This is a genomic window from Halobacillus mangrovi (assembly GCF_002097535.1).
Lineage (GTDB): Bacteria > Bacillota > Bacilli > Bacillales > Halobacillaceae > Halobacillus > Halobacillus mangrovi_A.
In genome coordinates this window covers 3,394,535-3,420,663 of record NZ_CP020772.1, presented here as the reverse complement: position 1 = coordinate 3,420,663, position 26,129 = coordinate 3,394,535, and the positions used below count along the sequence as shown (strand labels likewise).

26 protein-coding genes and 2 riboswitches are annotated in these 26,129 nt (G+C 41.7%); of the genes, 18 read left to right on the top strand and 8 right to left on the bottom strand.

Features of this window, described 5'->3' with window-relative positions:
* Positions 1-17: 17 nt before the first annotated feature.
* Positions 18-128, bottom strand: a riboswitch (TPP riboswitch).
* Positions 129-275: 147 nt separating this feature from the next.
* Positions 276-1,220, top strand: a complete 945-nt coding sequence (locus HM131_RS17170) for an ATP-grasp domain-containing protein (protein ID WP_085030919.1) — start codon at positions 276-278, stop codon at positions 1,218-1,220.
* Positions 1,221-1,600: 380 nt separating this feature from the next.
* Here the strand turns inward: HM131_RS17170 and HM131_RS17165 are convergent, their stop codons facing one another.
* Positions 1,601-2,659 (bottom strand): NAD(P)/FAD-dependent oxidoreductase, encoded by a 1,059-nt coding sequence (locus tag HM131_RS17165; RefSeq protein ID WP_085030918.1) that lies wholly within the window; start codon positions 2,657-2,659, stop codon positions 1,601-1,603.
* A gap of 245 nt (positions 2,660-2,904) precedes the next feature.
* Here HM131_RS17165 and HM131_RS17160 point away from each other — a divergent pair, with 245 nt between their 5' ends.
* The 7 genes from HM131_RS17160 to HM131_RS17135 all read left to right on the top strand — a co-directional run bounded on the left by HM131_RS17160 (position 2,905) and on the right by HM131_RS17135 (position 8,824).
* The gene (locus tag HM131_RS17160) at positions 2,905-3,558 is read left to right on the top strand and encodes a VC0807 family protein (RefSeq protein WP_198162662.1); all 654 of its coding nucleotides are present in this window, start codon (positions 2,905-2,907) and stop codon (positions 3,556-3,558) included.
* 15 nt (positions 3,559-3,573) lie between these two features.
* Positions 3,574-3,735, top strand: coding sequence for a hypothetical protein (locus HM131_RS20985; protein WP_198162661.1), 162 nt, complete (start codon positions 3,574-3,576; stop codon positions 3,733-3,735).
* Between the two features lie 27 nt (positions 3,736-3,762).
* Positions 3,763-4,830, top strand: a complete 1,068-nt coding sequence (locus HM131_RS17155; protein WP_085030917.1) for a C45 family autoproteolytic acyltransferase/hydrolase — start codon at positions 3,763-3,765, stop codon at positions 4,828-4,830.
* Positions 4,831-4,903: 73 nt separating this feature from the next.
* On the top strand, positions 4,904-5,566 hold the full coding sequence (locus tag HM131_RS17150) for a Dph6-related ATP pyrophosphatase (protein WP_085030916.1): 663 nt from the start codon (positions 4,904-4,906) through the stop codon (positions 5,564-5,566).
* A 207-nt stretch (positions 5,567-5,773) separates the two neighbouring features.
* Positions 5,774-6,553, top strand: a complete 780-nt coding sequence (fabI, locus tag HM131_RS17145; RefSeq protein ID WP_085030915.1) for an enoyl-ACP reductase FabI — start codon at positions 5,774-5,776, stop codon at positions 6,551-6,553.
* Between the two features lie 210 nt (positions 6,554-6,763).
* Positions 6,764-7,282, top strand: a complete 519-nt coding sequence (locus HM131_RS17140) for a GNAT family N-acetyltransferase (protein ID WP_085030914.1) — start codon at positions 6,764-6,766, stop codon at positions 7,280-7,282.
* Between the two features lie 165 nt (positions 7,283-7,447).
* Positions 7,448-8,824, top strand: a complete 1,377-nt coding sequence (locus HM131_RS17135) for a Glu/Leu/Phe/Val family dehydrogenase (RefSeq protein WP_085030913.1) — start codon at positions 7,448-7,450, stop codon at positions 8,822-8,824.
* A gap of 91 nt (positions 8,825-8,915) precedes the next feature.
* On the opposite strand, the gene ppc is transcribed toward HM131_RS17135, so the two are convergent.
* Positions 8,916-11,675: a phosphoenolpyruvate carboxylase gene (gene ppc / locus HM131_RS17130; RefSeq protein ID WP_085030912.1), complete on the bottom strand. Its 2,760-nt coding sequence runs from the start codon at positions 11,673-11,675 to the stop codon at positions 8,916-8,918.
* A gap of 292 nt (positions 11,676-11,967) precedes the next feature.
* Here ppc and HM131_RS17125 point away from each other — a divergent pair, with 292 nt between their 5' ends.
* Complete coding sequence (locus HM131_RS17125; RefSeq protein WP_085030911.1) at positions 11,968-12,840, top strand: SMP-30/gluconolactonase/LRE family protein; 873 nt, start codon at positions 11,968-11,970, stop codon at positions 12,838-12,840.
* A gap of 224 nt (positions 12,841-13,064) precedes the next feature.
* Here the strand turns inward: HM131_RS17125 and HM131_RS17120 are convergent, their stop codons facing one another.
* A complete protein-coding gene (locus tag HM131_RS17120) occupies positions 13,065-14,105 on the bottom strand; it encodes a hypothetical protein (RefSeq protein ID WP_085030910.1) in 1,041 nt (346 codons plus the stop codon).
* Positions 14,089-14,436: a PadR family transcriptional regulator gene (locus HM131_RS17115; RefSeq protein ID WP_157130856.1), complete on the bottom strand. Its 348-nt coding sequence runs from the start codon at positions 14,434-14,436 to the stop codon at positions 14,089-14,091. The genes HM131_RS17120 and HM131_RS17115 overlap by 17 nt, the downstream gene beginning before the upstream one ends.
* A 239-nt stretch (positions 14,437-14,675) precedes the next feature.
* Here HM131_RS17115 and HM131_RS17110 point away from each other — a divergent pair, with 239 nt between their 5' ends.
* A complete protein-coding gene (locus HM131_RS17110; protein ID WP_085030909.1) occupies positions 14,676-16,157 on the top strand; it encodes a Na+/H+ antiporter NhaC family protein in 1,482 nt (493 codons plus the stop codon).
* 39 nt (positions 16,158-16,196) lie between these two features.
* On the opposite strand, the gene HM131_RS17105 is transcribed toward HM131_RS17110, so the two are convergent.
* Positions 16,197-16,685, bottom strand: a complete 489-nt coding sequence (locus HM131_RS17105) for a DinB family protein (RefSeq protein ID WP_085030908.1) — start codon at positions 16,683-16,685, stop codon at positions 16,197-16,199.
* 97 nt (positions 16,686-16,782) lie between these two features.
* On the opposite strand from HM131_RS17105, the gene HM131_RS17100 reads away from it, so the two are divergent.
* From HM131_RS17100 to HM131_RS17065, 8 genes are all read left to right on the top strand, one after another.
* Positions 16,783-17,025 carry a DUF2651 family protein gene (locus HM131_RS17100; protein ID WP_085030907.1) on the top strand — a complete coding sequence of 81 codons (243 nt, stop codon included), beginning with the start codon at positions 16,783-16,785 and terminating at the stop codon, positions 17,023-17,025.
* 176 nt (positions 17,026-17,201) lie between these two features.
* The gene (locus HM131_RS17095; RefSeq protein ID WP_085030906.1) at positions 17,202-17,714 is read left to right on the top strand and encodes an NADPH-dependent FMN reductase; all 513 of its coding nucleotides are present in this window, start codon (positions 17,202-17,204) and stop codon (positions 17,712-17,714) included.
* Positions 17,715-17,735: 21 nt separating this feature from the next.
* Positions 17,736-19,355: a GAF domain-containing sensor histidine kinase gene (locus HM131_RS17090; protein WP_085030905.1), complete on the top strand. Its 1,620-nt coding sequence runs from the start codon at positions 17,736-17,738 to the stop codon at positions 19,353-19,355.
* A complete protein-coding gene (locus HM131_RS17085) occupies positions 19,345-19,995 on the top strand; it encodes a response regulator (RefSeq protein ID WP_085030904.1) in 651 nt (216 codons plus the stop codon). Before HM131_RS17090 ends, HM131_RS17085 begins: the two co-directional genes overlap by 11 nt.
* 160 nt (positions 19,996-20,155) lie before the next feature.
* A riboswitch (SAM riboswitch) is annotated at positions 20,156-20,277 on the top strand.
* Between the two features lie 119 nt (positions 20,278-20,396).
* On the top strand, positions 20,397-20,870 hold the full coding sequence (gene msrA / locus HM131_RS17080; protein WP_085030903.1) for a peptide-methionine (S)-S-oxide reductase MsrA: 474 nt from the start codon (positions 20,397-20,399) through the stop codon (positions 20,868-20,870).
* A 130-nt stretch (positions 20,871-21,000) separates the two neighbouring features.
* The gene (locus tag HM131_RS17075) at positions 21,001-21,921 is read left to right on the top strand and encodes a DUF1835 domain-containing protein (RefSeq protein WP_198162660.1); all 921 of its coding nucleotides are present in this window, start codon (positions 21,001-21,003) and stop codon (positions 21,919-21,921) included.
* A 28-nt stretch (positions 21,922-21,949) separates the two neighbouring features.
* On the top strand, positions 21,950-23,041 hold the full coding sequence (eutH, locus tag HM131_RS17070; RefSeq protein WP_085030901.1) for an ethanolamine utilization protein EutH: 1,092 nt from the start codon (positions 21,950-21,952) through the stop codon (positions 23,039-23,041).
* Positions 23,042-23,095: 54 nt separating this feature from the next.
* Complete coding sequence (locus tag HM131_RS17065; protein WP_085030900.1) at positions 23,096-23,746, top strand: peroxiredoxin-like family protein; 651 nt, start codon at positions 23,096-23,098, stop codon at positions 23,744-23,746.
* A 539-nt stretch (positions 23,747-24,285) separates the two neighbouring features.
* On the opposite strand, the gene HM131_RS17055 is transcribed toward HM131_RS17065, so the two are convergent.
* The 3 genes from HM131_RS17055 to HM131_RS17045 all read right to left on the bottom strand — a co-directional run bounded on the left by HM131_RS17055 (position 24,286) and on the right by HM131_RS17045 (position 26,051).
* Positions 24,286-24,537, bottom strand: coding sequence for a DUF4190 domain-containing protein (locus HM131_RS17055; protein ID WP_085030898.1), 252 nt, complete (start codon positions 24,535-24,537; stop codon positions 24,286-24,288).
* A gap of 66 nt (positions 24,538-24,603) precedes the next feature.
* The gene (locus HM131_RS17050) at positions 24,604-25,128 is read right to left on the bottom strand and encodes a ribonuclease H-like YkuK family protein (protein WP_085030897.1); all 525 of its coding nucleotides are present in this window, start codon (positions 25,126-25,128) and stop codon (positions 24,604-24,606) included.
* 221 nt (positions 25,129-25,349) lie between these two features.
* On the bottom strand, positions 25,350-26,051 hold the full coding sequence (locus HM131_RS17045; protein WP_085030896.1) for a hypothetical protein: 702 nt from the start codon (positions 26,049-26,051) through the stop codon (positions 25,350-25,352).
* Positions 26,052-26,129: the final 78 nt, after the last annotated feature.

The window sequence follows — 26,129 nt, the reverse complement described above, 5'->3', positions numbered from 1 at the left end:
TATCTTATAACGATACATGAGTCGTTTCAGATGTTCCCTACGCTGGTATAAACCAGATCAGGTTCTAAGGGTCAGTATCAAAAAGGATACAATCTCAACCAGCTACACTGGTCCCCCTACATTAAACCTATGAAGTTGATGAACAAGTAGATTATAGTTTCACTGTGCCACAGTTTGATAGATTAATCAAGCTCTATTAAGAGCTTATTCCTAGTAATTCAATAGGTTTTATGTGTTAGAATAGAAGAAACATCTGTAAAAAAGGAGTCGGATCAATGAGCAAAATTTATGTACTTCATGAGAATGACGAATGGACCGGCCATTTAACGGAGCGCTTAGAGGAACTCGAGCTTCCTTATGAACTATGGCATCTGGATGAAGGAACGCTTGATTTAACAAGTGAACCTCCTGAAGGGATCTTTTATAATCGAATCAGTGCTTCTTCTCATACTCGTGATCATCGTTATGCCCCTGAATTCACAGAGGCCGTCATAGCATGGCTGGAGCGTCACGGAAGAACAGTGATCAACGGCAGCCGAGCGCTTAGGCTGGAAGTCAGTAAAGTGAACCAGTATATGGCGTTGAACCAGGCTGGCATTGAGACACCGAAGACCATTACCGCTGTTGGTAAAAATAATATTATGAAAGCTGCAGATCAATTGAACTTAGAGTCATTTATTACAAAGCATAACCGCGCTGGAAAAGGGCAGGGGGTGCAATTGTTCCATTCGAAACAAGCTTTAGAGGAATATTTGGATGGTCCTTCGTTCGATGAGCCTGTTGATGGCATTACTTTGCTGCAGCAGTACATCGAGGCCCCTGAACCTTATATTATCCGGCATGAATTTGTTGGAGGAAAGTTTGTATATGGAGTAAAAGTCGATACCTCTGAAGGTTTTGAACTATGCCCAGCCGATGCTTGCACAATAGACGATCTCTACTGCCCAACCGATGGGGAAGCTGAAGAACCTAAGGCAAAGTTTGAAATCCTTGAAAATTACCGACCAGCAATCATTGATCATTATGAAGCATTCTTAAAAGAAAATAACATCGATGTTGCTGCTATAGAAGCGATTCAGGATAAGGATGGAAACCTTTATTCTTATGATGTGAACACAAACACCAACTATAATTCAGACGCGGAAGCAAAAGCTGGAGTTTATGGAATGCTTGAGCTTGCCAAATATTTAAGAGAACAATTGAATCACGTTCACGCTTGATGGCAAGCTTTTGTGAATTCAAAGTGGTACAAGAAGATCCTTCATTTTGAAGCTTCTATATTCAACTTAAACCTCCAGGTTCTGAAGACTTAGATCTCTTGGCCCCGTTACTCGATAAGGGAAAGGGGGGCGTGAAAACGACTCGCTTTCCTGCGGGATGAGCATGACAGGTGAGACCCCGGAGAGCGATAGCTCAAGAAGGCTCTGCGCATGCCCGCGGAAAGCGAGCCATTTCCCGGAGCTCCTACTTCTACTAACGGTAAAGGAAACCATCCAATTCAAATAACTTTTAATCACTTCTTAATGGAATACTGATATCAATTGGCAAAAACCTATCCACTAACGAAAAAAAGAAGTGCCTTCAAAAGGGCACTTCTTTATTAATGTCGCTTACTTAACCAAAGCACACCGGATTTCGCTAAACGAGGCAACATCCCTGTCATTGGTTTTTGCATCATATTACCGAATCCGTCACTCTTACCAAGAGACCCAAGCGTTCCTTTCAATTTCAATTCGCTTGGACGTTCTGGTACACGGTTATGGAGGACGGCCGTTAAGACATCCGCTATTTTTTCACCTTGCTGGCCGGCTAACTGGGCACTTGGGGAATGATCCGCTGAGGCACAGTCTCCAACAACATACACATTTTGGCTGCTCGGAACCTGATAAAAGTCGTTGACGATGATTTTATCTTGGTTGTCTTTTTCAAAAGGGAGCTCTCTTACGAGGAAGTTCGGGCGAACACCAGCGGTCCAAACCGTAACATCGTTCATGTAGCAAATCCCGTTATTGCAGACGCCGTCTTTTTCTACGTATTCAACATTTGCTCCGTGGATGACCTCGACGTCATTTTCCTTAAACCATTTCTCCACGTACTTTTGAATCTTGGAGTCGAACGCTTTAAGGACTGTATCACCGCGGTCAAGCAATCGGATGTTCAAGTCGGAGCGGCTCTCACGGACTTCAGAAGCGACTTCGATTCCGCTCAGTCCAGCGCCTACTACTGTCACATTTTTGTAGGCCCCGAGGTTTCCGATCGAGTACCCCGCGCTGCGCGCCTTTGCGAAGGTTTGGACACTTTCAGTAAACTCTCTGGCACCCTCGATGCCGTGGTAATTGTCTTCACAGCCAAGTCCAATTACGAGATAATCATAAGTAATGTTTTCAGTAAGATTCTTGATAATGACCTGTTCGTTTTCTACATCAATTTTTTCAATCTCATCGAACACATAATCGACTTGATCATGCACTGGAAAATCTACACGAGCATGCCTGTCTGATTCGGTTCCGGCTGCGATCGTATAGAATTCGGTCTTTAATGAATGATAGGGGTTGCGATCTACGACAGTTATATGTGCATCTTTCGGAATGTTTTCGAGCAGTCCGTTTAAGATGTTCAAACCACCGTAACCGCCGCCAAGGATGACAACTCTTTTCATGATTCTCACACCACCTTAATCAAAATCCATCCATGCTGTTATATGGTCTGGTGTTTATACGGTTATGGGAAACGCTTACGACTTCTTACATTTTTAAGACTACCAAAAAACGCTACAGAAAACTAGAAGGACTTCGCATTTCTTAGCGTTTACGGTCAAATTTTATCAAAACAGGGACATTTGAAACCAAAGGGCCTTCATCGCGTATAGTAATACATAAAGATGGGAGAAGGAGGCAGATTCGTTTGAAGCAAAGCAAGTTTATAGTACTTGATCTGATTTGTTATGTTGTCTTCCCTTTGGCGGTGTGGAACCTCTCTAGAGACTATATTGGGGATTACTATGCGATGCTGCTCTCCTCGATCCCTGGGATTATTTACACTATCTATCGATTCATTGCCTTGAAAAAAGTGAACATTTTCGGGATTTATATGATTTCTACTCTCATTGTTGGTACGTTGATTGATGTATTGGCAGGGTCTGCTATTCAATTGCTTTGGAACAACGTAATCTATGCCTATGTATTAGCTTTATTATTCTTATTCACTATCGTCATCAAGAAGCCGATCGCACTTTATTTTGCTCTTGATTTCAGTGAACTTCAAGGATATAACAGAGATTTCACCCGCCGGTTATTCCATAAAAAGAAACTGTTCCATCTTTTTAATTGGATCGTAGTGGCTTTTGCCATTCAGGATCTTTTGCTTGCTACAATCAAATATTGGCTGATCATTAAATACGGTGTAGAAGCTTTTGATAAAGGAATTATTCTTCGCCAAATCATCAATTGGGGAATTACGTTTGTCATTATAGGCGGTTTTTTTTACATCGGAAAAATAATTAACGAAAATCCTGAGTTAATCAAAGAGGTTCAAGAAGATATAAAAAAGGAAGTATAGAGAGGAGGAGGAGAAATGGCGCCTATTGGAGTACTCATCTATTTAGCCTTTATTCTTTTCATCGCTCTCGTCATCCGCTGGATTCGAATGATCAAAAAGAATACAGACAAACAAGTCGAACAAAATGAAGAGCTTTTGGCTTTATTGAAGGAAATGAAGCATGATAAAGTAGATTAAATCAAACAACCGAGAAAGGGAATCTTCATGAAATACATACATAGCGACATCTTACAGTTTAGAGGGACACACTATGATTTTGGATACTGGCAAGGAGGAAAGCTGCGGGATTCCTGGACAGTCAAAAATAGGGTCAAGCAATGGAAAGTGAGAAAACCGCGCTTCACTGTAGAAGAGAGTGAAGTAAGAGAAGCCATTACCCGCTTCGCTCCGGGAGTTTGGGAAGAGCTGCTTGGACTTCGTGACGCCTTGGAATGGCCGATGGATAGAGTTTTGATGGAATTTGGCGGCTACAGGATCGATTATAAGCGCTCGGGATGTTCGATTATGACAGGAGATGGGTATTTCATCCGTAATTACGATTATATGCCGAAAACGTATGAAGGCCGGTACAGCTTTTTCCAGCCGACTGACCAAGGCTATGCGATTATTGGTCCCACCCAGCGGATTACTGGTCGAATGGATGGCATGAATGAAAAGGGATTGGTCATGGGCTATAATTTCATGCATCGGAAGCGTCCTGGAGACGGATTTATCTGCTGTATGATTGGACGTCTTGTGCTGGAGTCCTGTGCTAATGTGGAAGAGGCAGTGACGATGCTAAGGGAAATCCCGCACCGGCATTCGTTTAGCTACACTGTATTCGATTCTACAAATCAAACCTTCGTCGTCGAAGCTTCTCCCAGAGGCGTAGAAGTAAGGGAGGCAAATGTTTGCACCAATCATTTTGAAATCATGAAAAAGGAAAACCGCAACCATCTTGTGGATTCGCTGAAACGCATGGATGCCATCCAATCCAACCGGAATTCGTTGAAGACTGCCTACGATGCATTCCGTCTGATGAACGATACAGACGGTGGAGTATTCTCCAAGCTTTACAGCAGCTGGGCTGGAACTATTCATACATCAGGTTATTTACCGAGAGAAAAGAAAGCGTGGTTTGCGCTTGGAGGCGATCAAACCCCTGTGGAATTTGATTTTAATAACTGGCTCCAGGGTGATGACTTGGCTCAAGCAAAAATTCACGGAGAGGTGGATACCGATATCCCCTTCGTCCATATGGAAGACGGTGCTTACTGGACAGGAAAGTCATAACAATCTCTGCCTATTAAGGGCAGAGGTTTTTTCTATGTTATTTTAGAAGTAAGTGAGAGAAAGGAGGCAAGATATGAAACCTGTAATTGTTTCATGGAGCGGTGGAAAAGACAGTGCTCTTGCTTTGTATGAGGTGATGAATGATGAACGCTTTGAAGTGAAGGGTCTTTTCTCGACTTTCTCCAAACAGTCTTCTCGCTTGCCGATCCATGAGGTGAAGAGATCCTTGATAAAAAAGCAAGCGAACTTCATCGGGCTTCCATTGTATGAAATTGAAATGCCTGACAAAGCAACGAACGAACAATATGAAGAAACGCTCGGACAACAGTTTGAACAATGGCAAATGCAAGGTATACAAACCATTGTTTATGCAGACTTGTTTCTTGAGGACATTAGGAACTACCGTGACCGCCTGATTGCCAAATTCAATATGGAGTCCTGGTACCCCCTTTGGAAAAGAGATACAGAAAAAGTCGCAGAGCACTTTTTAAATCAAGGATTTCAGGCAATTGTAACTACAATAGATGTGGAGAAGGTTTCTGAAGCGCTTGTCGGGCTTCCGTATGATAAAGAGTTCCTGAGCAAGCTCCCAAAAGGAGTGGACCCTTGTGGGGAAAATGGCGAATTTCATACGTTTGTTTATGGTGGCCCCATATTTCAGCGGCAAGTTCACGTCCAGACTTCCGATCCTTTTTATACGATGACCGGCAGATTCTGTCATATTGAGTTGATGTAAGCGGCGTTGTTACTTTTTGTTCCCTTTAGGTTGCGTATTGTTCCTGTTCTGGATGGGATTGTCACTTAACACCAAATGATTGTTCCGTAGCTCAGAACTATTGTTCCTTAACTAGCACTTGCAAAAAAGACGGAGGATAGAAGGGACGCATTTATGCTATACTAAGATTAGTACCAGGTGCTAAATCAACTATTTCTGGAGGTTGACATGGAAGATTTATTAAAATTGAAAGATAAAAACATCGTTGTCATGGGGGTTGCTAATAAACGCAGCCTGGCATGGGGAGTGGCTAAGTCTCTTTATCAAGCAGGGGCAAATGTCATTTTTACATATAGAAAAGAACGTTCTTATACGAAGCTGCAGAAACTCCTGGAAGAGCATAGCTTGGAAGCCAAAATGATTGTTCAGTGTGATGTAAACACAGATGAAAGCATCCAGGAAGCATTTAAGAAGATTGGTGAAGAAGTAGACTGCATCCACGGTGTCGTTCATTCCATCGCGTTTGCACATGCAGAGGATCTCAAAGGAGATTTCGTTGAAACGTCAAGAGACGGATTTGCTTTTGCCCAGGATACAAGTGCTTATTCGCTTGTAGCTGTAGCCAAAGCAAGCCGATCTTTGATGAAAGAAGGCGGATCTTTAATTGCTATGAGTTACCTAGGGGCTGAACGTGTTGTAGATGGCTACAATGTTATGGGTGTAGCAAAAGCTTCATTAGAAGCATCTGTCCGTTATCTGGCCTCTGATTTAGGAAAAGATAATATTCGTGTAAACGCAATTTCCGCAGGAGCGGTAAGAACGCTTGCAGCGAAAGGCGTTCCATCGTTCAATGAAATTCTTAGCAAAATTGAAAAGACCGCACCACTCAGAAAAAACGTGACGCAGGAAGAAGTCGGAGATATGACAATTGCGATGATGAGTCACCTTTCCCGTGGAGTGACAGGTGAGATTGTCTACGTCGATTCCGGTTACAACATTATGGGGTAACTGTTCCATAGTTGAACGAAAACAGTCCAGTTTTAAAATTACAAGCTGGGCTGTTTATTTTTTACTCTTTCACAAGTCGTTGTTCTTCTAAGCGTAAGCTTAAGGAGATCGAATCCTATTCTTACAAAACCTTAATAGTTTATTTTATAAAGGAAAATACAAGGCCCTGTCGAATACTAATCCTTACGTAAAGACAGAGGAGAAATTGATATGAATGACATGTGTTATAAGTTTGTGAAAGCTGAGATTGAAATGCTAGATGAAATAAATACGATCTATTTGACCTGCCGTAAGACCCTTTTGAAACAAGGAATTCTACAATGGGACGAGTCCTATCCAAACAAAGCATACTTCGATGAATGTATAGAAAATGAGTGGCTTTACGTTCTTATGGGCAATAGTTCTATACTTGGCCATGTTGTTCTAAGCGAGTGGCAATCACAGGAATGGAAAGTCATACCCTGGGAAAAGGAAAATCCAACGGTCATCCACTCTTTAATGATTAGCCCAACATTACAAGGAAAAGGGCTGGGTACTGCTTTCGTAAAGCTTTGTGAGGCATATGCCATGGATAAAGGATATGACAGCGTCAGACTCGATGGCTTTAAGGGAAACGTGATGGCTTTACAGCTATATAGAAAGCTAGGTTATAAGAAAAGAGGCAGCGTCTTTTTCAACTCAAAACCAATAGATCATCAGGCATACATATGCTTTGAGAAGGTATTATAAAGCTTAAAGCTGATGAGTTTCTATATATGCTTCTCCGAAAATTAAGAAATCTCATAAGGGACGAATCCTCCGGAAAACGTTTCATCCACCAGATTTAGGGAAACATATCCTTAGATAAGGAAGAATGACGTAGGACCAAATGAATAGAACGGAGGAATCGGAACTATGCAGAAGCAGCAAAACATTATCGAAGAATCTTTAAAAGCTCTTATGGAAGACGAAACCTTTTTACCTGATTTACAGGCACAGACACGTGAACAGGCGTTTAAATCACTTGTCGCATTGCTTTCGACACCTAACCACATACATAAATCCTTTCTGAGGATTACGTTGGAGAATGGAACGATTGTACGAATTCCTTCTTTCCGTGTCCAGCATAGTGACACAGTTGGACCTTACAAAGGCGGCGTTCGTTTTCACGAATCCGTCAACGAAGGAGAAGTATCGAATTTAGCTAAACTGATGACTTTAAAAAATGCGCTGCATGAACTCCCTTTTGGCGGAGGAAAAGGCGGCGTTGTTATTAATCCAAAAGAATACACAATTAAAGAACTCAACCTAATCTGTAAAAAATACGTCCAATATTTCGAAGACATTCTGGGCCCGGATAAAGATATCCCTGCTCCTGATGTAGGTACAGGAGAAAGAGAAATGGACTGGATGATGGGAGAATATAAGAATACACACCCGGGTCAGCCTTATCGGAACAGCTTTACGGGTAAAAGTATTGTTAACGGCGGCTCATTAGGACGAAGAGAGGCAACCGGCAAAGGTGTTTACTATACGTTCCGCTATATGATGCACAATTACGTGAAGGAAAATAAAAAGTGGCTTAGTGAAACGGAAAATATATTCGCCAACACAGCTCTTGATCATTACGAACAAAAACTGACTATGGCTGTCCAAGGTTTTGGTAATTTGGGATCTGTAGCAGCCTTAGAGGCATACAAATGTAGTTATTTACAAAACAAAATTGTCGCTGTCAGCGATCACAATGTCATGATATACAATGAGGATGGTTTAGACATTCCTGCAATAGTAAAGTTCACCAAAGAAAATGACGGTGATCTGCCTACTAATGAAGAAGCCCTTCAAAACCATGACATTAAAGCGGAGATACGGGAACGCGATGACTTACTCACTTTGGATGTCGATGTTCTTCTTTTAGCTGCTTTAGAAGATCAAATTCATGAGGATAATATGGAGGATATTCAGGCTCGTCTAATTATCGAGGGTGCAAATGGACCAATCACGGAAGTTGCAGACAAATACCTTGCTGATAAAGGGGTCTTGATTGTCCCTGATATTTTAGCCAATGCCGGTGGTGTGATCGTATCGTATTATGAATGGATTCAAGGAAGAGAAGCGCAGTTTATGACAGAGGACGAAGTTTACCAGCGTCTCTTCGATAGAATGAAGAATACGATGGATACGATTCTTCCACAATTTTTTGGGGATCCATTTCCATTGAGGCAAAATAGTTACATTCATGCAGTAATGAAACTTTCAACCATTATGTACCGTCAGGGTAAATTGTATTAATGACTGCATCAGTCTTTATCTATGTCCCTTTCAAAAAATAAGGAAAAACATAAAAAACTGTTGGCATTTGTGCCAACAGTTTTTTATTCGATCAACCTGTATTACGAAGACCAGCTGCAATTCCACTGATGGTCAGCAGCACCTCAGTTAAAATGTCATCGTTGATATCTTCGTTTTGGCGGAGCTCCTTAATTAACTCCACTTGTAAGAAGTTCAGCGGATCAACATATGGATTACGCAGTCGTACTGAATCTTTGATGGTCGGCTGGTGATCCAATAGCTCCTGATCCCCTGAAATCTGCAATAGCACTTCCTTCGTGCGATCATATTCCTCAACAATTGTATTGAAGATACGTTCGCCAACTTCCTGATCATTGACAAGTTCCTTGTATTCTTTTGCAGTTTGAATATCAGCTTTTGTCAAGGCCATCTGCAAGTTATTGATAGTTGTGCGGAAGAAAGGCCAGCTTTCATACATTTGTTTCAGCTGAGCCAGATGTTCATCACTTTGAGAAGCATAGTGTGATAGGCCTGCTCCTGAAGCATACCAGGCTGGAATCAGCTGGCGGTTTTGTGTCCACGCAAAAACCCACGGGATCGCGCGCAGGTTTTCAAACTTCGAACTGTCTTTCCGTTTCATTGGGCGGGAACCAATGTTCAATTCACTGATTTCCTGCAGTGGCGTCGCTTCATTAAAGTAGGTTAAGAAATCTTTATCTCCGAAGACAAGAGACTGATATTTCTTAAGAGAAACTTCTGAGATTTCTTCCATTGCTTTTTCCCATATTTCTTCACGGTGGTGGCCCTGCTCAGATTCTTGGGAAACATTTGCAGCCCCTTCCAGGAGTGTGGAAGCAGCTTGTTCAAGACTGCGGTACGCAATGTCAGTAAGCATGTACCTGGAAGATAATACTTCCCCTTGTTCTGTAATTTTCACACTGTCCCCTAGAGTTTCTACTGGTTGAGAAAGAAGACTGCGATTGAGCGGGCCGCCGCCACGTCCAAGGGAGCCACCACGGCCGTGGAAGAACTTAAGTCCCACATTGTATTCGCGGGCCATGTCATGAATCTCAAGCTGGGCTTTGTAAAGACGCCAGTTTGCCGTCAATGTTCCGCCATCTTTACTTCCATCTGAATATCCCAGCATGATCTCCTGATGATTGTCATGCTCAGCCAAGTGTTTGTTGTAAACATCCATTTCAAAGAGTGTTTTCAATATTTCAGGTCCTGCAACGAGGTCGTCGACCGTTTCAAGGAGTGGAGCTACATTGATGTTACTTTCCACTGTCCCGTCCGTATGAAGACGATAAATACCTGCCTCTTTAGCAAGGACAAGGACTTCAAGCAAGTCGCTTGCCGATTCGGTCATACTGATCAAATACACTTCGATTGAGCGTCTTCCGAATTCAATATGTGCTTCGCGGATCATTTGAAAGACTTTCAGCATTTCCTGAGTTGACTCAGAATAATCCTCATTCAACAGAGAAATAGGACGCGGGTCTTTCAGAACATCTTGAAGCACCTTCAATTTTTCACTTTCTTCAAGTGAACTATAGTCTTCAACGATGCCGACTTTTTTCAGAAGTTCGGCAATGGCTGATTCATGTTCACCACTATGGTTTCGAATATCAAGTGTAGCTAAATGGAACCCGAACAGTTCCACTTGTCGAACCAGTTTACGTAATTTTTTCAACTCGCCTTTTCCTGGCTGGTGGGTAACTGCGCTTTCCTGAATCTGTTTTAAATCTTCCAGCAACTCATCAGCATACTGGTAACCTGTTTCAGATTTTCCGACCTGGCGCAGCCGTTCTAAGATGATTGCAAATTTACGACGATAGATTTCTTTATCCGCACGCCATTTTTTGTCATTAGGAAGCAGACTTTCTTGCTCCTTGACAGATCGAATCAGCTTTTCAGATACCTCTATCTGTGATGTAGAGTGGCTGAATCGTTTCATCAGTTCAATGATGACCCCTTCATATTTTTTCAAAACAAGCTCACGCTGCTTTTGAAGTGTCTTCCACGTTACATCTGGGGTAACATTTGGATTTCCGTCACGGTCACCGCCGATCCAGGAGCCAAAACGTAAAAAGTTCGGTACCGACCAATCTTCATCAGGATAGGCTTCTTCCAAGCGCGTTTCCAGCTCCTGATGAATATCTGGCAGAACTTCAAATAGCGTTTCGTCGAAATAATAAAGCCCGTTACGTACTTCATCCATGACCGTTGGTTTTCGCTCGCGAAGCTCATCGGTCTGCCAAAGAACGGTCACCTCATTTTGCAGGCTGTCTAGCAGGCTTTCTTTTTCATGCTTCGTCAATTGAGGATGATCCAGCTGTTTCAGAATCGTAGCAATTCGTTTTTGGATTTCAAGTACGGTACGCTTTGTTGCTTCTGTCGGGTGAGCGGTAATGATCAGCTCTAACGATAGATGGTTTAGTACATCTTGAATGACTTCTTTAGAGAAGTTATTTTCTTTTAGGTTTTGTACAGCACTATCGAGTGAGAAAGGCTGTACACCGTGGTCTTCTCTGAGTTGATATTCGCGGCGTCTGCGAATACGGTGGTTTTGTTCAGCGATATTGACGAGGTGAAAATAGATAGAAAACGCGCGAATCACTTGAGCGCGCATAGGTGGTTCGAGGCTATGGATTTCTTCTTTTAGTTGGTCATATGTTTTTTCAGTAGGGTTGTTCCTCAGATCTTTAGTAAGCGTTCGGATGGTCTCTACTTTATTCAACAGTTCATCACCGCCGTGATGAACGAGAATGTTTCCTAACATCTTACCGAGGGAACTGATGTCCTGGCGTAATGGAGTAGTATGATCGTTTGTTCTACTTTGAGTAGTCACACTGTCACCTTCCTGTAATTGTTTATTTATGATGGACAAAAGTCTTCACCATGTTTTCATAATGTTATCAGAATAATGTGTATAGTCAAATATTTGGCTAAGCCCTGACATCACTGTATTCCCTCCGTATTTAAAAATAAACCCAGTGCTCATAATGTTGTAAGCGCTATCTTAAAAAGTGCGAAATTTCCATAAATTTTTATTTAAGAATGAGTTACAAAACAATGGAATTACGGGAATAAGAGGAAATAAATGTTAGGATAAATATAAACCTGACCTAGGAGGATGAAACATGTCTGTAGAACTCATCGTAGATTCAAAATCATTGTTAGGGGAAGGCCCCAGTTGGGATCGTGAAAAAGAAATCCTTTACTGGGTGGATATTTTACAAAAGCAGATCCACCGTTATGATCCTGTACAGCATGAAAACACAACTATCGAGATAGGACAAATCCCTGGAGCGATTGCACCAAGAGAAAATGGAGAAGTCGTGCTTGCGCTTGAGAATGGGTTTTACTTTTATAATTGGATGTCAGATGAATTGGATCCGATTGATAACCCCGAAGAACATTTGCCTCAAAACCGGTTTAACGACGGGAAGTGTGATCCAGCCGGAAGATTTTGGGCAGGGACGATGGATAAGGAAGAACAGGAGCGAAGCGGAACCCTGTATTGCCTCGATGATGACTTATCTGTGAAGGAAAAGATCACAGAGGTAGGTATTTCCAATGGGATCGCCTGGTCGCCTGATCAAACGAAGATGTATTATATTGATACACCTGAAAACCAAGTATTTCGGTATAACTATGATAGAGAGACAGGAAAAATAAGCGATCCTGTTTCAATTATTTCCTTTGAAGAAGAAATGGGTGCACCTGATGGGATGACGATTGATGAAGAAGGGATGCTGTGGATTGCTCACTTTGGCGGAGCTAGAGTTTCCAGGTGGAACCCTGATTCAGGTGAAAAAATAGAGGAAATCCCTGTTCCAGCTCTCAACGTTACATGCTGTGTGTTTGGTGGAAAAGACATGAATGAATTATTCATTACCACAGCAAGAAAAGGCATGAGTGAAGAAAAATTGCAGGAATATCCTCAAGCAGGTGGACTTTTTAAAGTTAAAACTAAAGTCCGCGGCTGTGAATCCTACCCATTTATGGGTTAGGAGAGGGTAAAGAAGGGACTGGGACAAAAGTGTTTTATTCATTTTAAAAACCGAACGATGGGAGTTTTTGATAAGATTTCCCATCGTTCGGTTTTTTTATGGTTGTTAGAGTAATGTGTGTAAGTCATTCAGAGCAATTGATTACTTCTAATATTTCCGATCCTTAGTTGTTTGTCTTTAGATTGAAAGCTTTTTATGATGTCCCAGTTAGGGGAAGTGAGGGATTATAGCTTGCTTACATCAAGTTTCTTATTTAAATCAATTCCCTTATTTGCTTTTCTGAACCCTTCAAATGAATCGAGACCAGTAATGACAACAAAGGTGATAATAAGCGTCAATTTAGCCCATTGGACGATTCTGTCAGCATGGTTATTTAAGCTATCTGACATAAATGCCATAGCGTCGGTGCTAAATAGAGCGTCGTTTGTAATCACCAAACAAAGTACCCCAAGGAACAAAAGGTTGGATAGAAGATTGGCTACGGCCAACTTATTCGTCCACTGACGAGCTAGCCATTTGTAAATCGATAAAGCTACTTCGACTCCAATTAATAATACGATAAAGGGCCAATAAGATCGTAATATTTCTTCATTGAAAAGCGGTATGGTCTGCCTAAACCCTTCTTTTTCACCAAACATATAGATGGCAATCAAGTGGCTTGCTTTGAAATAGACAGTAGCCCAAATGGCAGTCCACAATAGTCCAAAAAATACTTCCCATCTGGAGATGGCCCGCTTCTTCGGAATGACGGCTGTTTCTTTCAAATGTTCAGGGGTCCATTTCCTTCCAAATGGCGTATCGGGAAGTTTGTCAGATGAAACGGTTCTTTCTATGACAATAAATGTAATGGTAATCCAGAAAAAAGTCTGGATGGCAACTTCAATGGCGGTTCTGATCACTTTTCCGGAAATCGCTAATAAAACTCCAATGAAGCTCTCCTGGCTATCGTAACTGACGATTTCTGCCGCAATTAAAGAGAGGAGTGCAACGGTAAGTGCAATGGGCAAGGTGATTTTCAAAACAGAAAGGTAGGACTCATAGAAGGGGCTGCCGATTAAGTGGGAAGGGCTGTCTTTATAGCGGCTGGCAAGTGTAGCGGGATTTCCAAGAGTTTCTAACACTTGTTTCACATCTTTTTCATTGTACCCGCCATCGGGAAGCATATCATGAATCGTTGACTTTAACTCAAGTGCAATATCATCCTGCATCTTCTCTGGCAGCCTCCGAGTAACTTCATACACATAAAGATTAATCAGATCCATCATTTTTCTCTCCCCTTAGTAAGTTATGAAGCTCTTGTGATGTTTTTTCCCACTCTACCTTCAACTGGGCAAAAATTTCCTCTCCATATTCACTCAGCATGTAATACTTTCTGGGACGGCTTTCTGTCGTATCCCATGTACTCGTCACCAATTCTTGTTTTTCAAGACGGCGTAGTAAGGGATATAAGGTACTCTGGTCGATCACGAGACCGGATGCTTCTAGACGCTGTACCAGAGAATATCCGTACTGAGGAGAGTCTAACTGGCTCAAAACGGCTAACGTCAGTGCTCCTCTCCGCATTTCTGTAATCAACGAGTTCAATAATTTAGCCAACCCCTCACCTCCATAGTTCTTATACTGTATATTATACAGTAATGGGTGTCATATAACTATCAATTTTGCCCTTTATTATATTCAGAGGACAGAGTGGGATACTAACCTATAAATTCATAAAGCTAATACCACTTTTTTACTTTAAATTATGAAAAAATTCTCTGTTTTTTTGGGAGCGATTCCAATGATAAAGTGGGAATGTTAGAATAATGTAGTAATTTGTCTAAGGAGGAAGTTTTATGGCACATCATGAAAATAACGAAGTCATTGATGAAGCATTAGGGGAAAAATCGATTCAGCGTCTTGAATTTAGAGGCGGCGTTTTTGCTGCAACGATTCCTTTAGTGTTCTTCATCGTTTGGGCCATCACATTGAGTGTGACAGAACTAGTAACCGAAGAATCACTCGTGCTTGGGATGGTAATCGGTGTCGCGCTTGGCCTGTTTTTCTGTAAATCAAAATGGGCTGATTATGCCCAGAGTTTAATATCTGGTATGGCGCAGCCGGTAGGTGTCGTGGCTGTTATCGCCTGGTTTTGGGCGGGAATGTTTGCGAAACTTTTATCCGCAGGCGGTCTTGTTGACGGATTAATCTGGGTTGGATTTCAAACAGGACTTGAAGGAGGAGCCTTTGTAGGCATTACTTTCCTTCTTTCAGCGCTATTTGCCACAGCTGTAGGAACTGGGTATGGAACGGTAGCAACCTTCGGTATCCTAATGTATCCAGCAGGAGTAATTTTAGGGGCTGATCCAGTCATCTTGTTAGCAGCCATTTTGAGTGGTGCAGTATTCGGTGATAACCTTGCGCCTGTTTCAGATACAACGATTGTTTCGGCAACGACGCAAGAAGCAGATGTCCCAGGGGTTGTACGTTCAAGATTCAAATATTCGATTGCCGCTGCCATTCCGGCTTTGCTCTTATTCATTATTTTTGGAGGCGGCGGAGACGAAGGCAGCCGTGAAGTCATCACTCAGTTGCAAAACCAAGTCTCACCGAACGGGTTACTCATGTTAGCGCCATTTGCCCTTGTCCTTTACCTGGCTCTAAGCGGGCATCACTTGCTTACGTCCCTGTCATGGGGGATTGTTGTATCCATTGTGTTCATTATACTAACGGGAACTTCTTTAACGGAAGTGATTCACATTTATCAAAATGACGCAGGTGATGCGGTGATTGAAGGAGCGTTGATGAGCGGGATTGGAGGCTACTTCAATATGGCAATCCTTATCTTGTTTATTTTAGCAGCGGCGCACCTGTTGGAAGTAGCAGGGACGATGGAAGTCATTAAGAACTTCTTTTTACGTATGATTAAGAATGTGGTCAGACGTGCAGAACTTTCCATGTTCGGAATTGTAGCCTTTTTAAATATCTTTATTACAATTAATACGGCAGCAGAAATTGCGGCCGCACCGTTCGTAAGAAAACTTGGAAAGGAGATGAAGATCCACCCGTATCGAAGAGCCAACTTCCTTGATACCGTGACATCTTCGCTTGGTTATATCTTTCCTTGGAGTGGAGGTGTCCTTCTTGCATGGGCAACCATCCAGGGAGCCGCGGAAGAATATGAATTTCTTCCAGTTATAAGTCCGACTGAAGTATTTCCTTTTGTCTTTCAAGGCTGGGGGCTTCTGATTGTCATGTTCATTGCAGCATGGACAGGCTGGGGGCTTCGTTACTCAGGCAAAAATGGAGAAGAGGTTAAACCAAAGGATCATAAGTAACCTAAAAACCCTTGAGCACTAGAGGCTCAAGGGTTTTCTTTATTGATTCAGTTGTGCTTTGACTTCTTTCATTTGGTCAAGGTGACGAATTTCATGCCAACCTATAAATTCAATCCATTGAGCAAGATTCATATCGCCGAATGCGGGGTGAGGGAAGACCCGGTTCTTTAATGTCTCTGTATCTTTGTTATGTATAAGAAACAGAGTAGCTTCACGTGTTTTCTTCAGACCTTCTTTCGCATCCTCAAGGCTCTGCAATTGACCTTTGGGCTGGACAGCTTCAGGCGCCTCCACTTTGTATTTCCTGTTTGTAGTTTGATGAATCGGCTTATCAGAAGTTTGCTGCTGATCTCCTCTCTTAAGTGCCTGTTCAATTTGATGAACAATAAGCTGCTCCATTAAAAATAAATGTTCAAGCACTTCTAAAATCGACCATTGATCCTCGGAGGGTTTTTTCTTCGCCTCATCAAGTGAAATCTCTTCAACAAAGCTTAAAACTTGATCTCTTTTTTCATCTAATCCGTACATAGAATCATCCTTTCTGTTTGGTAGCAGTTTTCCATATATTTGAATGCCACTACAAACTGGTGTAATATTACACTAAAACGACTTGGAGGGTGGAAAAATGGTAGGTTTAATTCAGCTCGTTCTCTTTTTATTTCCTGCTGCATCGATCGTTTTAGGGTTTTTAGGGTTTTTTGCATTCAAGGATTTGTGGGTGATGCCTTTGATCGTTGCTCTTGTATCTATTACCCTCATGTTCACCGTCTTTAACACAACCTTTTTTATGTGGGTATGGATCTATACGATTCTGACTTTCAGTTCAGGGCTGGCAGCAAAGGCTATACGCCTTTTGTTTGGACGTTGAGCGTAATGAGGCGCATCAATAGAATTTTCACACGAGAAAAATCTGGTTTCTTCCAGGTATAACTATTAGACTAAAGTTGTAGAAGGCTCAGACTATTTTACGATTTCTCGAACCCTCCTAATGCCGATGAATGAAGACTGTTTTTCACATAGGGTATTAGAAAAGGAGGTCTTCTCATGAACATCGTAGTCATAAGTGGGACACCGAGAAGAACGGGGAAAACAAGAATTGCGGCACGTCTCGTTGCAGAACAACTAGGAGCCGACCTGATCGACTTGAGTGAACTTCACTTACCTTTATTCAATGGAGAAAAGGAACAGGATGAATGGCCTGAAGTACAGCAATTACGCCAAAAAACCGAGTGGGCGGATGCATTTGTTTGGCTTTCTCCTGAATATCATAATGGTATAAGTGCATCATTAAAAAACGCGTTGGAATTCCTGGACGGTGATACATTCCGGCACAAACCAATATTATTACTTGCGGTTGCTGGCGGTGGAAAAGGCGGCATCAATACTCTCAACCAAATGCGAACAGTGGCAAGAGGTCTCTATGCGTTGGTTATCCCGGAACAATTTGTGTTTGACCCTGATTGTTTTACAGAAATAGGCGGATTATCTGAGGAAGCGTATGAACAAATAAGCAGGATTTTAAGTGAATTTAATCGTTATTTATTCATTAAAAGCTAGGATCGGTGAAGAGGTGAAGTTATGTCTTACGAAAACGACCAGGAAATGAATACGTTAAAAATAATAGCGGAAACTTTAAATCGTTCCAATGACCTTGAGCAGATGCTGCAAACGGTATTAGAGAAGCTCTTGAAACTTACCAAACTGGAGACCGGCTGGATATTTCTTGTTGGTGACAAACCTCATTACCGATTTGTGGCCGACGTCCGTTTACCGCCTGCGTTGTCATGGGAAGAGAAAAAGCCGATGTGTGCGGGGAGCTGTTCTTGCTTAAACAGATATTGGAAGGGAGATTTGGTGGACCCAATTAATATTATTGAATGTAAGCGACTGGATGACGCTGTGCAATATGACTGGGGAGATACGAAAGGAATTACCCATCATGCGACTGTTCCTCTGTCAGCAGGAGAAGAGCGGTTTGGAATCTTGAATGTTGCCTCCCCAGGAAAAGAACATTTTACTAGGGAAGAATTAACGTTGCTGCAATCAGTCGCTTATCAAATTGGTACCGCGGTAAAACGGACGAAGCTCTTTCACGCTCAGCAAAAGCGTGCAGAAAGTTTTGCGAATCTAAATGAATTGACCAGGCTTATATGGAAGGCGTCCACATTAACTTCTCTTACCGATGTAGTGGTTCAAAAAAGCAAAGAAAAATTCCCATGGCCGAATTTTGGTTTCTATACAAAAGGTGGGAGCGGATTACAGTTAAGATCTTCGAGCTCTAATCTTTTTCCAAGCCCTCTGCCTGATCACATTCCTATAGAAGAAGTAAACGAAATTACTTCTTGTTTCCAACAGCAAAAACCACTTTTGACAAAGCTCCATTCACATATCGTAGAAGGATCTTCATCCATCGCTGCCCCGATTACCATGAAGGATGAACATATTGGAGTTTTATTTGCAGCCACTTCTGATCCAGAAGCGCTGAGTGAAAGTGATTTGGAAGTGCTGCAAGCCCTGGCAGCTCATATTTCACTGGCTTTTGAAAGTATACGTCTGCAGGAACAGCGTGGAGAAATGCTGCTTTATGAAGAACGGAAACGTCTAGCCAGGGATCTTCATGATTCCGTTAATCAAAAGTTGTTTTCTCTTTCTTTGCTTGCTCGGGGGGCAAGAGAAGTAATCTCAAAGGATTTCCCTTCCCTTACAGAGCCTTTAGAAGAAATGCTCTCCTTATCCCAGGGATCGCTCAAAGAGATGAGATCTTTGATTTGGCAGCTTCGTCCCGTGGGTGTAGAGGAGGGGCTAGTAACGGCTATTCATAAGTACGCTGAACATCTAGGATTGACCGTGAATTTTGATGTTTCAGAGGTGCCCGACTTTCCGCGTACCATTGAAGAAGCTCTGTGGCGTATAGCTCAAGAGTCTTTAAATAACGTGAGCAAGCATGCAAGTGTCCAATTCGTTGATATAACATTGCAGGAAAGTGAAGATGGGGTGACGATGATCATAAGAGATACAGGAAAAGGTTTTGAGCGTCTTGCTCGCGAAACCGGAAAGCGTTCCTTAGGACTAACTAGCATGAGAGAACGGGCAGAGTTAATCGGAGGATCTTTACAGGTGGAGAGCAGGTCTGGGGAAGGAACACGGATAAAGGTGATTTTGCCTTGGAACAAAAAGGAGAATGTTCATGAAGATTAAAGTGTTGTTGGTCGATGACCACCTTGTCGTATTAAGAGGGTTACGTTTCTTTTTAAATACTCAGCCTGATATTGACATCATCGGGGAAGCTGAAAACGGACAGGAAGCTTTGAGGCTTGCAGGTGAACTTCAGCCAGATGTCATACTCATGGACTTGATGATGCCTGAAATGGATGGGGTAGAAGCGACGAAAAGGCTGAAGGAAAAACATCCGGACATGAAGGTGGTTGTCTTAACCAGTTATTCCGATCAAGATCACGTAATCCCCGCTCTACAAGCGGGAGCTGTCGGCTATCAATTAAAAGATATTGAACCAGATGAACTAGTAAAGACCATCCGTATGGCAAAAGAAGGTCAACAGCAGCTTCATCCGAAAGCCACATCTTTGCTGTTGACACAAATGACAGGTGAGAAAGAGAAACAATCAGAGTCCAATTCCGTATTCAAGCTTACAAAAAGGGAAAAAGAAGTCCTTTACCAAATTACGTTAGGGAAAAGCAATAAAGAAATTTCTGCTGATCTCTACATAACAGAAAAAACGGTCAAAACCCATGTAAGCAGTATTCTTAGTAAGCTCGGTCTCCACGACAGGACGCAGGCGGCCATTTATGCTATGAAAAATAACATGTTTCAGTCGTAGACATTTTAGGTCTTTTTCCTAGCATTTTCTTTCTAACAGGTGAATACAATAAGGGAAAGAAAGCTGAATGTGCAAAAATGGAATTTTTTTAAGCATTCACCTTTACTTCACTATCAAAACATTGTAAGATGGGAACTACAATAAAAATAATAACGGAAACTTCTTATCCAGAGAGGCGGAGGGACTGGCCCTTTGATGCCCGGCAACCATCGAATCAATCTAAGGATTGACGAGAACGGTGCCAATTCCTGTAGAGTGCAAAGGCATTCTAAGAGATGAGAGGATCGTACGGATAATTACGACCCCTTTTCTTACACTGGATAAGAAAAGGGGTCTTTTAGTGTTATATACAACCGTCAGGCTCTCGGTAGAAGTTGCGTTAGGGAAAGGAAAGATGAGACATGGCAACAGCTATTTTTGGAGCAGGATGTTTCTGGGGAGTAGAAGCATTCTTTGAAAAATTTGAAGGTGTAACAGCAACTCGAGTCGGTTATACAGGTGGCTTTGTTGAGAATCCCACTTATGAACAAGTGAAATCTGGTGAAACTGGTCATGCGGAAGCAATTAAAATCGAATATGATCCAACGATTATTACGTATTCTGAACTAATCAATATCTTCTTTGAATCCCATGATCCAACATCCAGAAACAAACAAGGCATTGATGTGGGACATCAGTATCGATCTGTGATCTTCTATGAGGGTGCCAGCCAGAAATATATCGCTGAAGAAAAAATCAATGAGTGGGATGAAAAAGGTATCTTTAAACGCCCGATTGTTACAGAGGTTATAGAAGCATCCACTTTTTATGAAGCTGAAGAGTATCACCAGAAATATTTCCAAAAGAATGGTTCCGTTGCGTGCGGGATTGGCTGATTATAACGATAAGATTGAAGGACCTCTCTCTATGAGGTCTTTTTTGTTGTCTCCGATTAGGAGAGAAGAAGGATTTCTGCTTTGAAGAATAGAAAGGGAAGGTAATAACTCGATGATTGGAGGCGCTGACATGATTCATATTGTCAATGGAGATGAAGTGGGCAAGAAGTTAAATGTCGAAGGAGACATGATCGTTTGGAGAGAAATGTATGACATGGGTCCGCTTCACTGCTCCTGGAATAGTGAAGAAATGATCAGTCGAAGAGCTGCTTTTTTCGAAGAGAAATTAGAAATTCCATCGCCTTTGTTCATACGAAATTGCCGTAATCAAGAAATGAAATTGGAAGGCATTCCCGAAGGGTCAGAGATCTGTCTGTGGATGGAACACGACCGCTACGATCAGACCATGCTCATGTATCTTTTACATAAACTCGCAGATAAAAATGTTTCCCTATACATGGTGACTATAGACAGGTACCCTGGTATTGAACCGTTCTATGGATTAGGTCAATTAGATAGCAAGCAGCTATCCGATCTCTTTGTATATAGACAACAATTAAGTTCAGACCAATTAGTTGAAGCTCAATCGGGCTGGAAAGCCTATACGTCAAAGAATAACCAGGATGTTTTCCAATGGTTGAATGATGAAGAACATCCGCTTCCTTTTTTAAAGCAAGCAATGGAAACTCACCTCGATTATTTCCCTTCTGCAGAAAAGGGACTGAATAAAGTGGAGCACCTTATGCTGGAACTTCTGAAAGAAAAAGTAATGACGTTTAGAGATTTATTTCACAGGGTTTCCGAATATAGGGTGAATGACGGACTAAGTGATTTACATACCGCAGCGCTCTTAAAAGAAATGTGCACTGGTAATCCCCCTCTGTTGTCTGTAGAGGGAGCACTGCCTGATTTTGAAAATGCAGAGGCAAATCCTCGTTTATTTATGACACCTGAAGGGAAAGATGTCCTTGCCAATAAGCAGGATAGACTTGAACTCGTAGGTATTGACTGGTGGGCGGGCGGTGTTCGTCTCTATAAGAGCCGCCATTAAATTTTGTTGTTAGGTTGGTGGGGTTGACATGTGGTTGAATGATGCAATTTTAATTCTTATGTGCGTCTTTATGGTGCTGGGGGCATTGGACTATTATGTGCTACATCATCGTCTTTCATTAGGTTGGCGTTTCTATGAAGCTTTCTCAATGATGGGACCGCTTGCCCTGTCAATGGTTGGGATCATTTCGCTTGCTCCTGTATTGTCCAGGTGGGTCGCACCAGTCATTGCCCCTGTTTATAATAGTTTCGGAGCCGATCCATCCATGTTTGCCTCTATGATTCTTGCGATTGATATGGGGGCATATCCATTAGCCAATTCTCTTGCACAAACGGAGGAAGCGGCTGTTTTCTCATGGGCTTTTTTAGGCACGATGATGGGACCGACGCTCGTCTTCACTATACCTGTGGCCTTGACCGTTATTCAAAAGAGCGATCGTCGATATTTCGCACAAGGCATTCTCATCGGCTTGATGACCATACCGGTTGGCTGTCTCGTTGGGGGATTTATTGCGGGATATGAGTGGATATGGATGATAAAAAATCTGCTTCCAACCATTTTAGTCTCTGCATTTATCGCTTTAGGACTATGGCTGTTTTCGAATGCGACGATCCAGTTATTTGCATATTTCGGAAAAGTCGTAGAGCTCATAATCATTACTGGGCTTGCTGCCATTATCATTGAGACGCTTACTGATTTTACCGTGATTCCTGGTATGGCGCCATTATCTGAAGGGGTGACGATCGTAGGAAGAATTACGGTTACCCTGGCAGGTGCGTATCCATTGGTCGGGTTCATCAATCAGCGAGGAGAAAAGTACTTTGCGAAGTGGAGTAAGAAGCTAGGGGTGAATGGAACAGCGATGACAGGACTTATCGCTTCCATCGCTCACCACTTACCGATGCTTGCAACAATGAAGGATATGGATGATAGGGGAAAAGTTGTGAACGCCGCGTTTGCTGTCAGCGGTGCGTTTTTAGTAGGAAGCCACTTTGCATTTGTAGCTGGGGTAGAGAAGGATATGATCCTGCCAGTTTTAATCGGAAAACTGACAGCAGGGCTTCTTGCCATCGGATTAGCCTTAGTGTTTACAAAAGAGTCTAAGCAGATGATTTTATGATTTTATTGCTGACTTGTATACTTGGTTATGAGTACGAGGAAAGGAGTTTTTCTCATGGAAACGACAATGCGAAAACATTTCGAAGAATACATCTCTAAGTTTAAAGCGGCTACTCCGGAAGACGTTCAGCAAAAAATGAAAAAGGCTATTGATGAATTGGAACAATCCGATCAAGGCAAAGGTCTCGATAAGGGTGAAAAAGCACCTAACTTCAATTTACCTGATGCAAAAGGAACTGCGGTTGAACTGTACGAGCAATTAGAAAAAGGCCCTGTCATTGTGACATTTTATCGTGGCGGTTGGTGCCCATACTGCAACATGGAACTTCGGGCTTACCAGGAGATCCTTGATGAAGTCCATGAAGCAGGTGGAGAACTGATGGCCATCAGTCCAGAAAACCCCGACCATTCTTTATCTACTTCAGAAAAAAATGAACTTGAGTTTCTTGTTCTAAGCGATGTCGGCAATGAAGTCGCGAACCAATTCAATCTCGTTTATCAACTTCCAGACTACCTCGTTGATATTTACAAAGACAAAGGCTTAAATGTAGATCAGCATAATGGAGATGAAACGTGGACATTACCTGTGTCAGCAACGTATGTCATCGATACAGATGGAACAATTGTCTACGAATATACGAAAGCTGATTACAAGGACCGTGCAGAACCTTCCCAGGTCTTAGAAGTGTTAAAGAATACTAAATAATTGTAAAAAATCAGCATTCCAGAAGCGGAATGCTGATTTTTTAATGAAACCAAACTCTATTACATTCGTATATACGAAAGAAGGATTTTGGTATTATGATGTTATCTAACAATGTATTTGAGGTGACCTTGTGTTGGAAGTTTTTCTTACTCCAATTAAAAATTCATATCGAGATATAAAGTACTTCTGGAAGCAGATGATCGGAGCAAGTTCTATAAAAGCGAAGGGTAAATATTTGATTTTAGCTTATTTTAATCTTATGTTCTTATTTATTTACACTGTTAATACTCTTTATTTCATTTATATACTAGTAATCGGCATCTTCATCCACCCATTAGCATTTTTAGTGCTGCTTTTTTCTGTACCTTTTATATTTATCACTATATTTTTCAGGAAGAAGGTGGATAACGATTCAAAATATCAACAATATAAGATGGGTTAATTTCGCTGAAGTTAAATTATCTTAAAGATTAAAAGAGAATACATTTTATTAAAATGAAAAAACGTCAAGGGATGAGCCCTGGACGTTTTTGCTCTTCTTATCCAACACTAAAAAAGAAAATCGAACCTAGCGCTGCCAATAAAATAACTCCTACTTGTACGCAAATCCCCACAATGCTGCAGATTTTTCCGGCAACGGCTGCTTTCTTTCCATCTTCACTTGTATAGGAGATGGATTTTAATGCTCCGTTCGCATACACAAGACCGAGGATTCCTAAGATTAAACCCACAATTGGTATGAATAAAGACATAATACCAAGAGTTAACGATGTAATCGCTTTTTGATTCATGACCAGTCCTCCATTCTTATCTCTATATACTTATACGTATGATAGGGAACAAAGGATTCACTGCTTTTATTTTGTATAACGGTTGGCATAGCTGCTTGCTACGATGGAGTCTGGTTTAATTTTCGCTTCCATACCTAGAGATTCAATCCGCGCCATCATTTCATTGACGTATACCCTTGTCCGATTTCTTTCCCCTGAGCCTATGTCAATATGTCCTTCTATCGTAAACGTAGCCCCTTTATAGATGTGGGGAAGAACAACCTCAATCAACTCATTCTTCTTTTCCTCGGTAAACAGACTTGCTACTTCTTCCGTCAATGAAGTTTCATAGGAAATTCGTTCATGCAATGTGGTCATTAGACGCTTCACTCGTTCTTTTCGAAAACAGGCCCAGGCACCTTTGCCTACACGTTGGATGACAATCCCTGTAATAAATATCGTATGATCTGGATGAACTTGTGAATCTGTACCTAACATCAACCGATAGTTTCCCAGCGGCTCCTTTTTCATAAAATGAAGAATGTGGGAAAAGACTTGTTCGAAATCCATTTTTTTATGCGAAATGTTCTGGAACAAGAATCGTTTCGCCATTTCGTACACCCCTTACCTCTCTTTATCTTGAAACAAGCTGAGTAGGAACATGGTTGTAATAAGATATTCACGAAGTACTAGTTGAATGCGTCCATTATTTAATGGTGGGTCATTTAAGCTTATCATGACTCTGTTTCTAGTATCCCAATTGAATAATAAATTCATGTAAAAAGTCTGGAAATGAATAGGGAGTGCCTTTTGAAGAGCACCCCTTAAGTTTCTTATCTTCTATTTTTTAAAAAACTGAAGAATACAATAAATAATAGAATAATGACAAAGGCACCTGTAATAAAACGAATCAAGGTGTTTTCCTGATAAGCGAATATGGCACCGTAGCCCCATACGAAAACAAGAGGGAATAGGTAGTCTTTATTGTAAAAGTGAAATGCGATGGCAATTAGCCCGCCGGCCGTAAGTATAATCACAGACCATCCAAGCTCTCCAATGGCGAATAGTTCGCTAACCTGATTTTCTTTTAATACGACAAACGTATCCACAATCGCAGCAATTGATGTCCATGCCAGATAGATAGAAAATGGAGCACGGTTTTTTCTGGGTAGTCCAGGAATAGATTGCAATAGGGTGTACACAACACAAAGAGTCACGAGGGACAGGGCGATAAATAAAATCGATGGAGTCGTACCGACAACGACGGTGGTACCGGAAAGAATCATGCTGAAAGGAAACCATAATCCGATCTTTCTTATCACACCATTCAACTCTTCTGAGGCAAAGAAGGATCTGAAAATAAAGAATAGCAGTAGAAGGTAGATGACGAACCAAATCGAGAAAGCGAACGGTGCAGGCATGACCAGCACATTGTCTGAAGGGCTGTTCATAAAGTTTCCGGCGAGGAAAAAGGACGCGACCAATAAGTAAATATAACTTGCTAAGTTCAGCAGTTTCAATCCAAGTAATTTCATGATGTAATCTCCCTTACCTTTATTGATGTTTTACTTGCATCCTTTGCGAAAGGCAACTTAGAGCTAGTACAGTGTATG

Excerpts from the sequence above, each read along its gene's own strand:
- HM131_RS17125 (WP_085030911.1), top strand. The coding sequence starts at position 11,968 with ATGTCTGTAGAACTCATCGTAGATTCAAAATCATTGTTAGGGGAAGGC.
- HM131_RS17090 (WP_085030905.1), top strand. The coding sequence starts at position 17,736 with ATGTCTTACGAAAACGACCAGGAAATGAATACGTTAAAAATAATAGCG.
- HM131_RS17100 (WP_085030907.1), top strand. The coding sequence starts at position 16,783 with ATGGTAGGTTTAATTCAGCTCGTTCTCTTTTTATTTCCTGCTGCATCG.
- HM131_RS17150 (WP_085030916.1), top strand. The coding sequence starts at position 4,904 with ATGAAACCTGTAATTGTTTCATGGAGCGGTGGAAAAGACAGTGCTCTT.
- HM131_RS17065 (WP_085030900.1), top strand. The coding sequence starts at position 23,096 with ATGGAAACGACAATGCGAAAACATTTCGAAGAATACATCTCTAAGTTT.
- HM131_RS17140 (WP_085030914.1), top strand. The coding sequence starts at position 6,764 with ATGAATGACATGTGTTATAAGTTTGTGAAAGCTGAGATTGAAATGCTA.
- HM131_RS17155 (WP_085030917.1), top strand. The coding sequence starts at position 3,763 with ATGAAATACATACATAGCGACATCTTACAGTTTAGAGGGACACACTAT.
- msrA (WP_085030903.1), top strand. The coding sequence starts at position 20,397 with ATGGCAACAGCTATTTTTGGAGCAGGATGTTTCTGGGGAGTAGAAGCA.
- HM131_RS20985 (WP_198162661.1), top strand. The coding sequence starts at position 3,574 with ATGGCGCCTATTGGAGTACTCATCTATTTAGCCTTTATTCTTTTCATC.
- HM131_RS17055 (WP_085030898.1), bottom strand. The coding sequence starts at position 24,537 with ATGAATCAAAAAGCGATTACATCGTTAACTCTTGGTATTATGTCTTTA.
- HM131_RS17050 (WP_085030897.1), bottom strand. The coding sequence starts at position 25,128 with ATGGCGAAACGATTCTTGTTCCAGAACATTTCGCATAAAAAAATGGAT.
- HM131_RS17110 (WP_085030909.1), top strand. The coding sequence starts at position 14,676 with ATGGCACATCATGAAAATAACGAAGTCATTGATGAAGCATTAGGGGAA.
- eutH (WP_085030901.1), top strand. The coding sequence starts at position 21,950 with ATGTGGTTGAATGATGCAATTTTAATTCTTATGTGCGTCTTTATGGTG.
- HM131_RS17045 (WP_085030896.1), bottom strand. The coding sequence starts at position 26,051 with ATGAAATTACTTGGATTGAAACTGCTGAACTTAGCAAGTTATATTTAC.
- HM131_RS17085 (WP_085030904.1), top strand. The coding sequence starts at position 19,345 with ATGAAGATTAAAGTGTTGTTGGTCGATGACCACCTTGTCGTATTAAGA.
- HM131_RS17075 (WP_198162660.1), top strand. The coding sequence starts at position 21,001 with ATGATTCATATTGTCAATGGAGATGAAGTGGGCAAGAAGTTAAATGTC.
- HM131_RS17135 (WP_085030913.1), top strand. The coding sequence starts at position 7,448 with ATGCAGAAGCAGCAAAACATTATCGAAGAATCTTTAAAAGCTCTTATG.
- HM131_RS17120 (WP_085030910.1), bottom strand. The coding sequence starts at position 14,105 with ATGATGGATCTGATTAATCTTTATGTGTATGAAGTTACTCGGAGGCTG.
- fabI (WP_085030915.1), top strand. The coding sequence starts at position 5,774 with ATGGAAGATTTATTAAAATTGAAAGATAAAAACATCGTTGTCATGGGG.
- HM131_RS17170 (WP_085030919.1), top strand. The coding sequence starts at position 276 with ATGAGCAAAATTTATGTACTTCATGAGAATGACGAATGGACCGGCCAT.
- HM131_RS17095 (WP_085030906.1), top strand. The coding sequence starts at position 17,202 with ATGAACATCGTAGTCATAAGTGGGACACCGAGAAGAACGGGGAAAACA.
- HM131_RS17105 (WP_085030908.1), bottom strand. The coding sequence starts at position 16,685 with ATGTACGGATTAGATGAAAAAAGAGATCAAGTTTTAAGCTTTGTTGAA.
- HM131_RS17165 (WP_085030918.1), bottom strand. The coding sequence starts at position 2,659 with ATGAAAAGAGTTGTCATCCTTGGCGGCGGTTACGGTGGTTTGAACATC.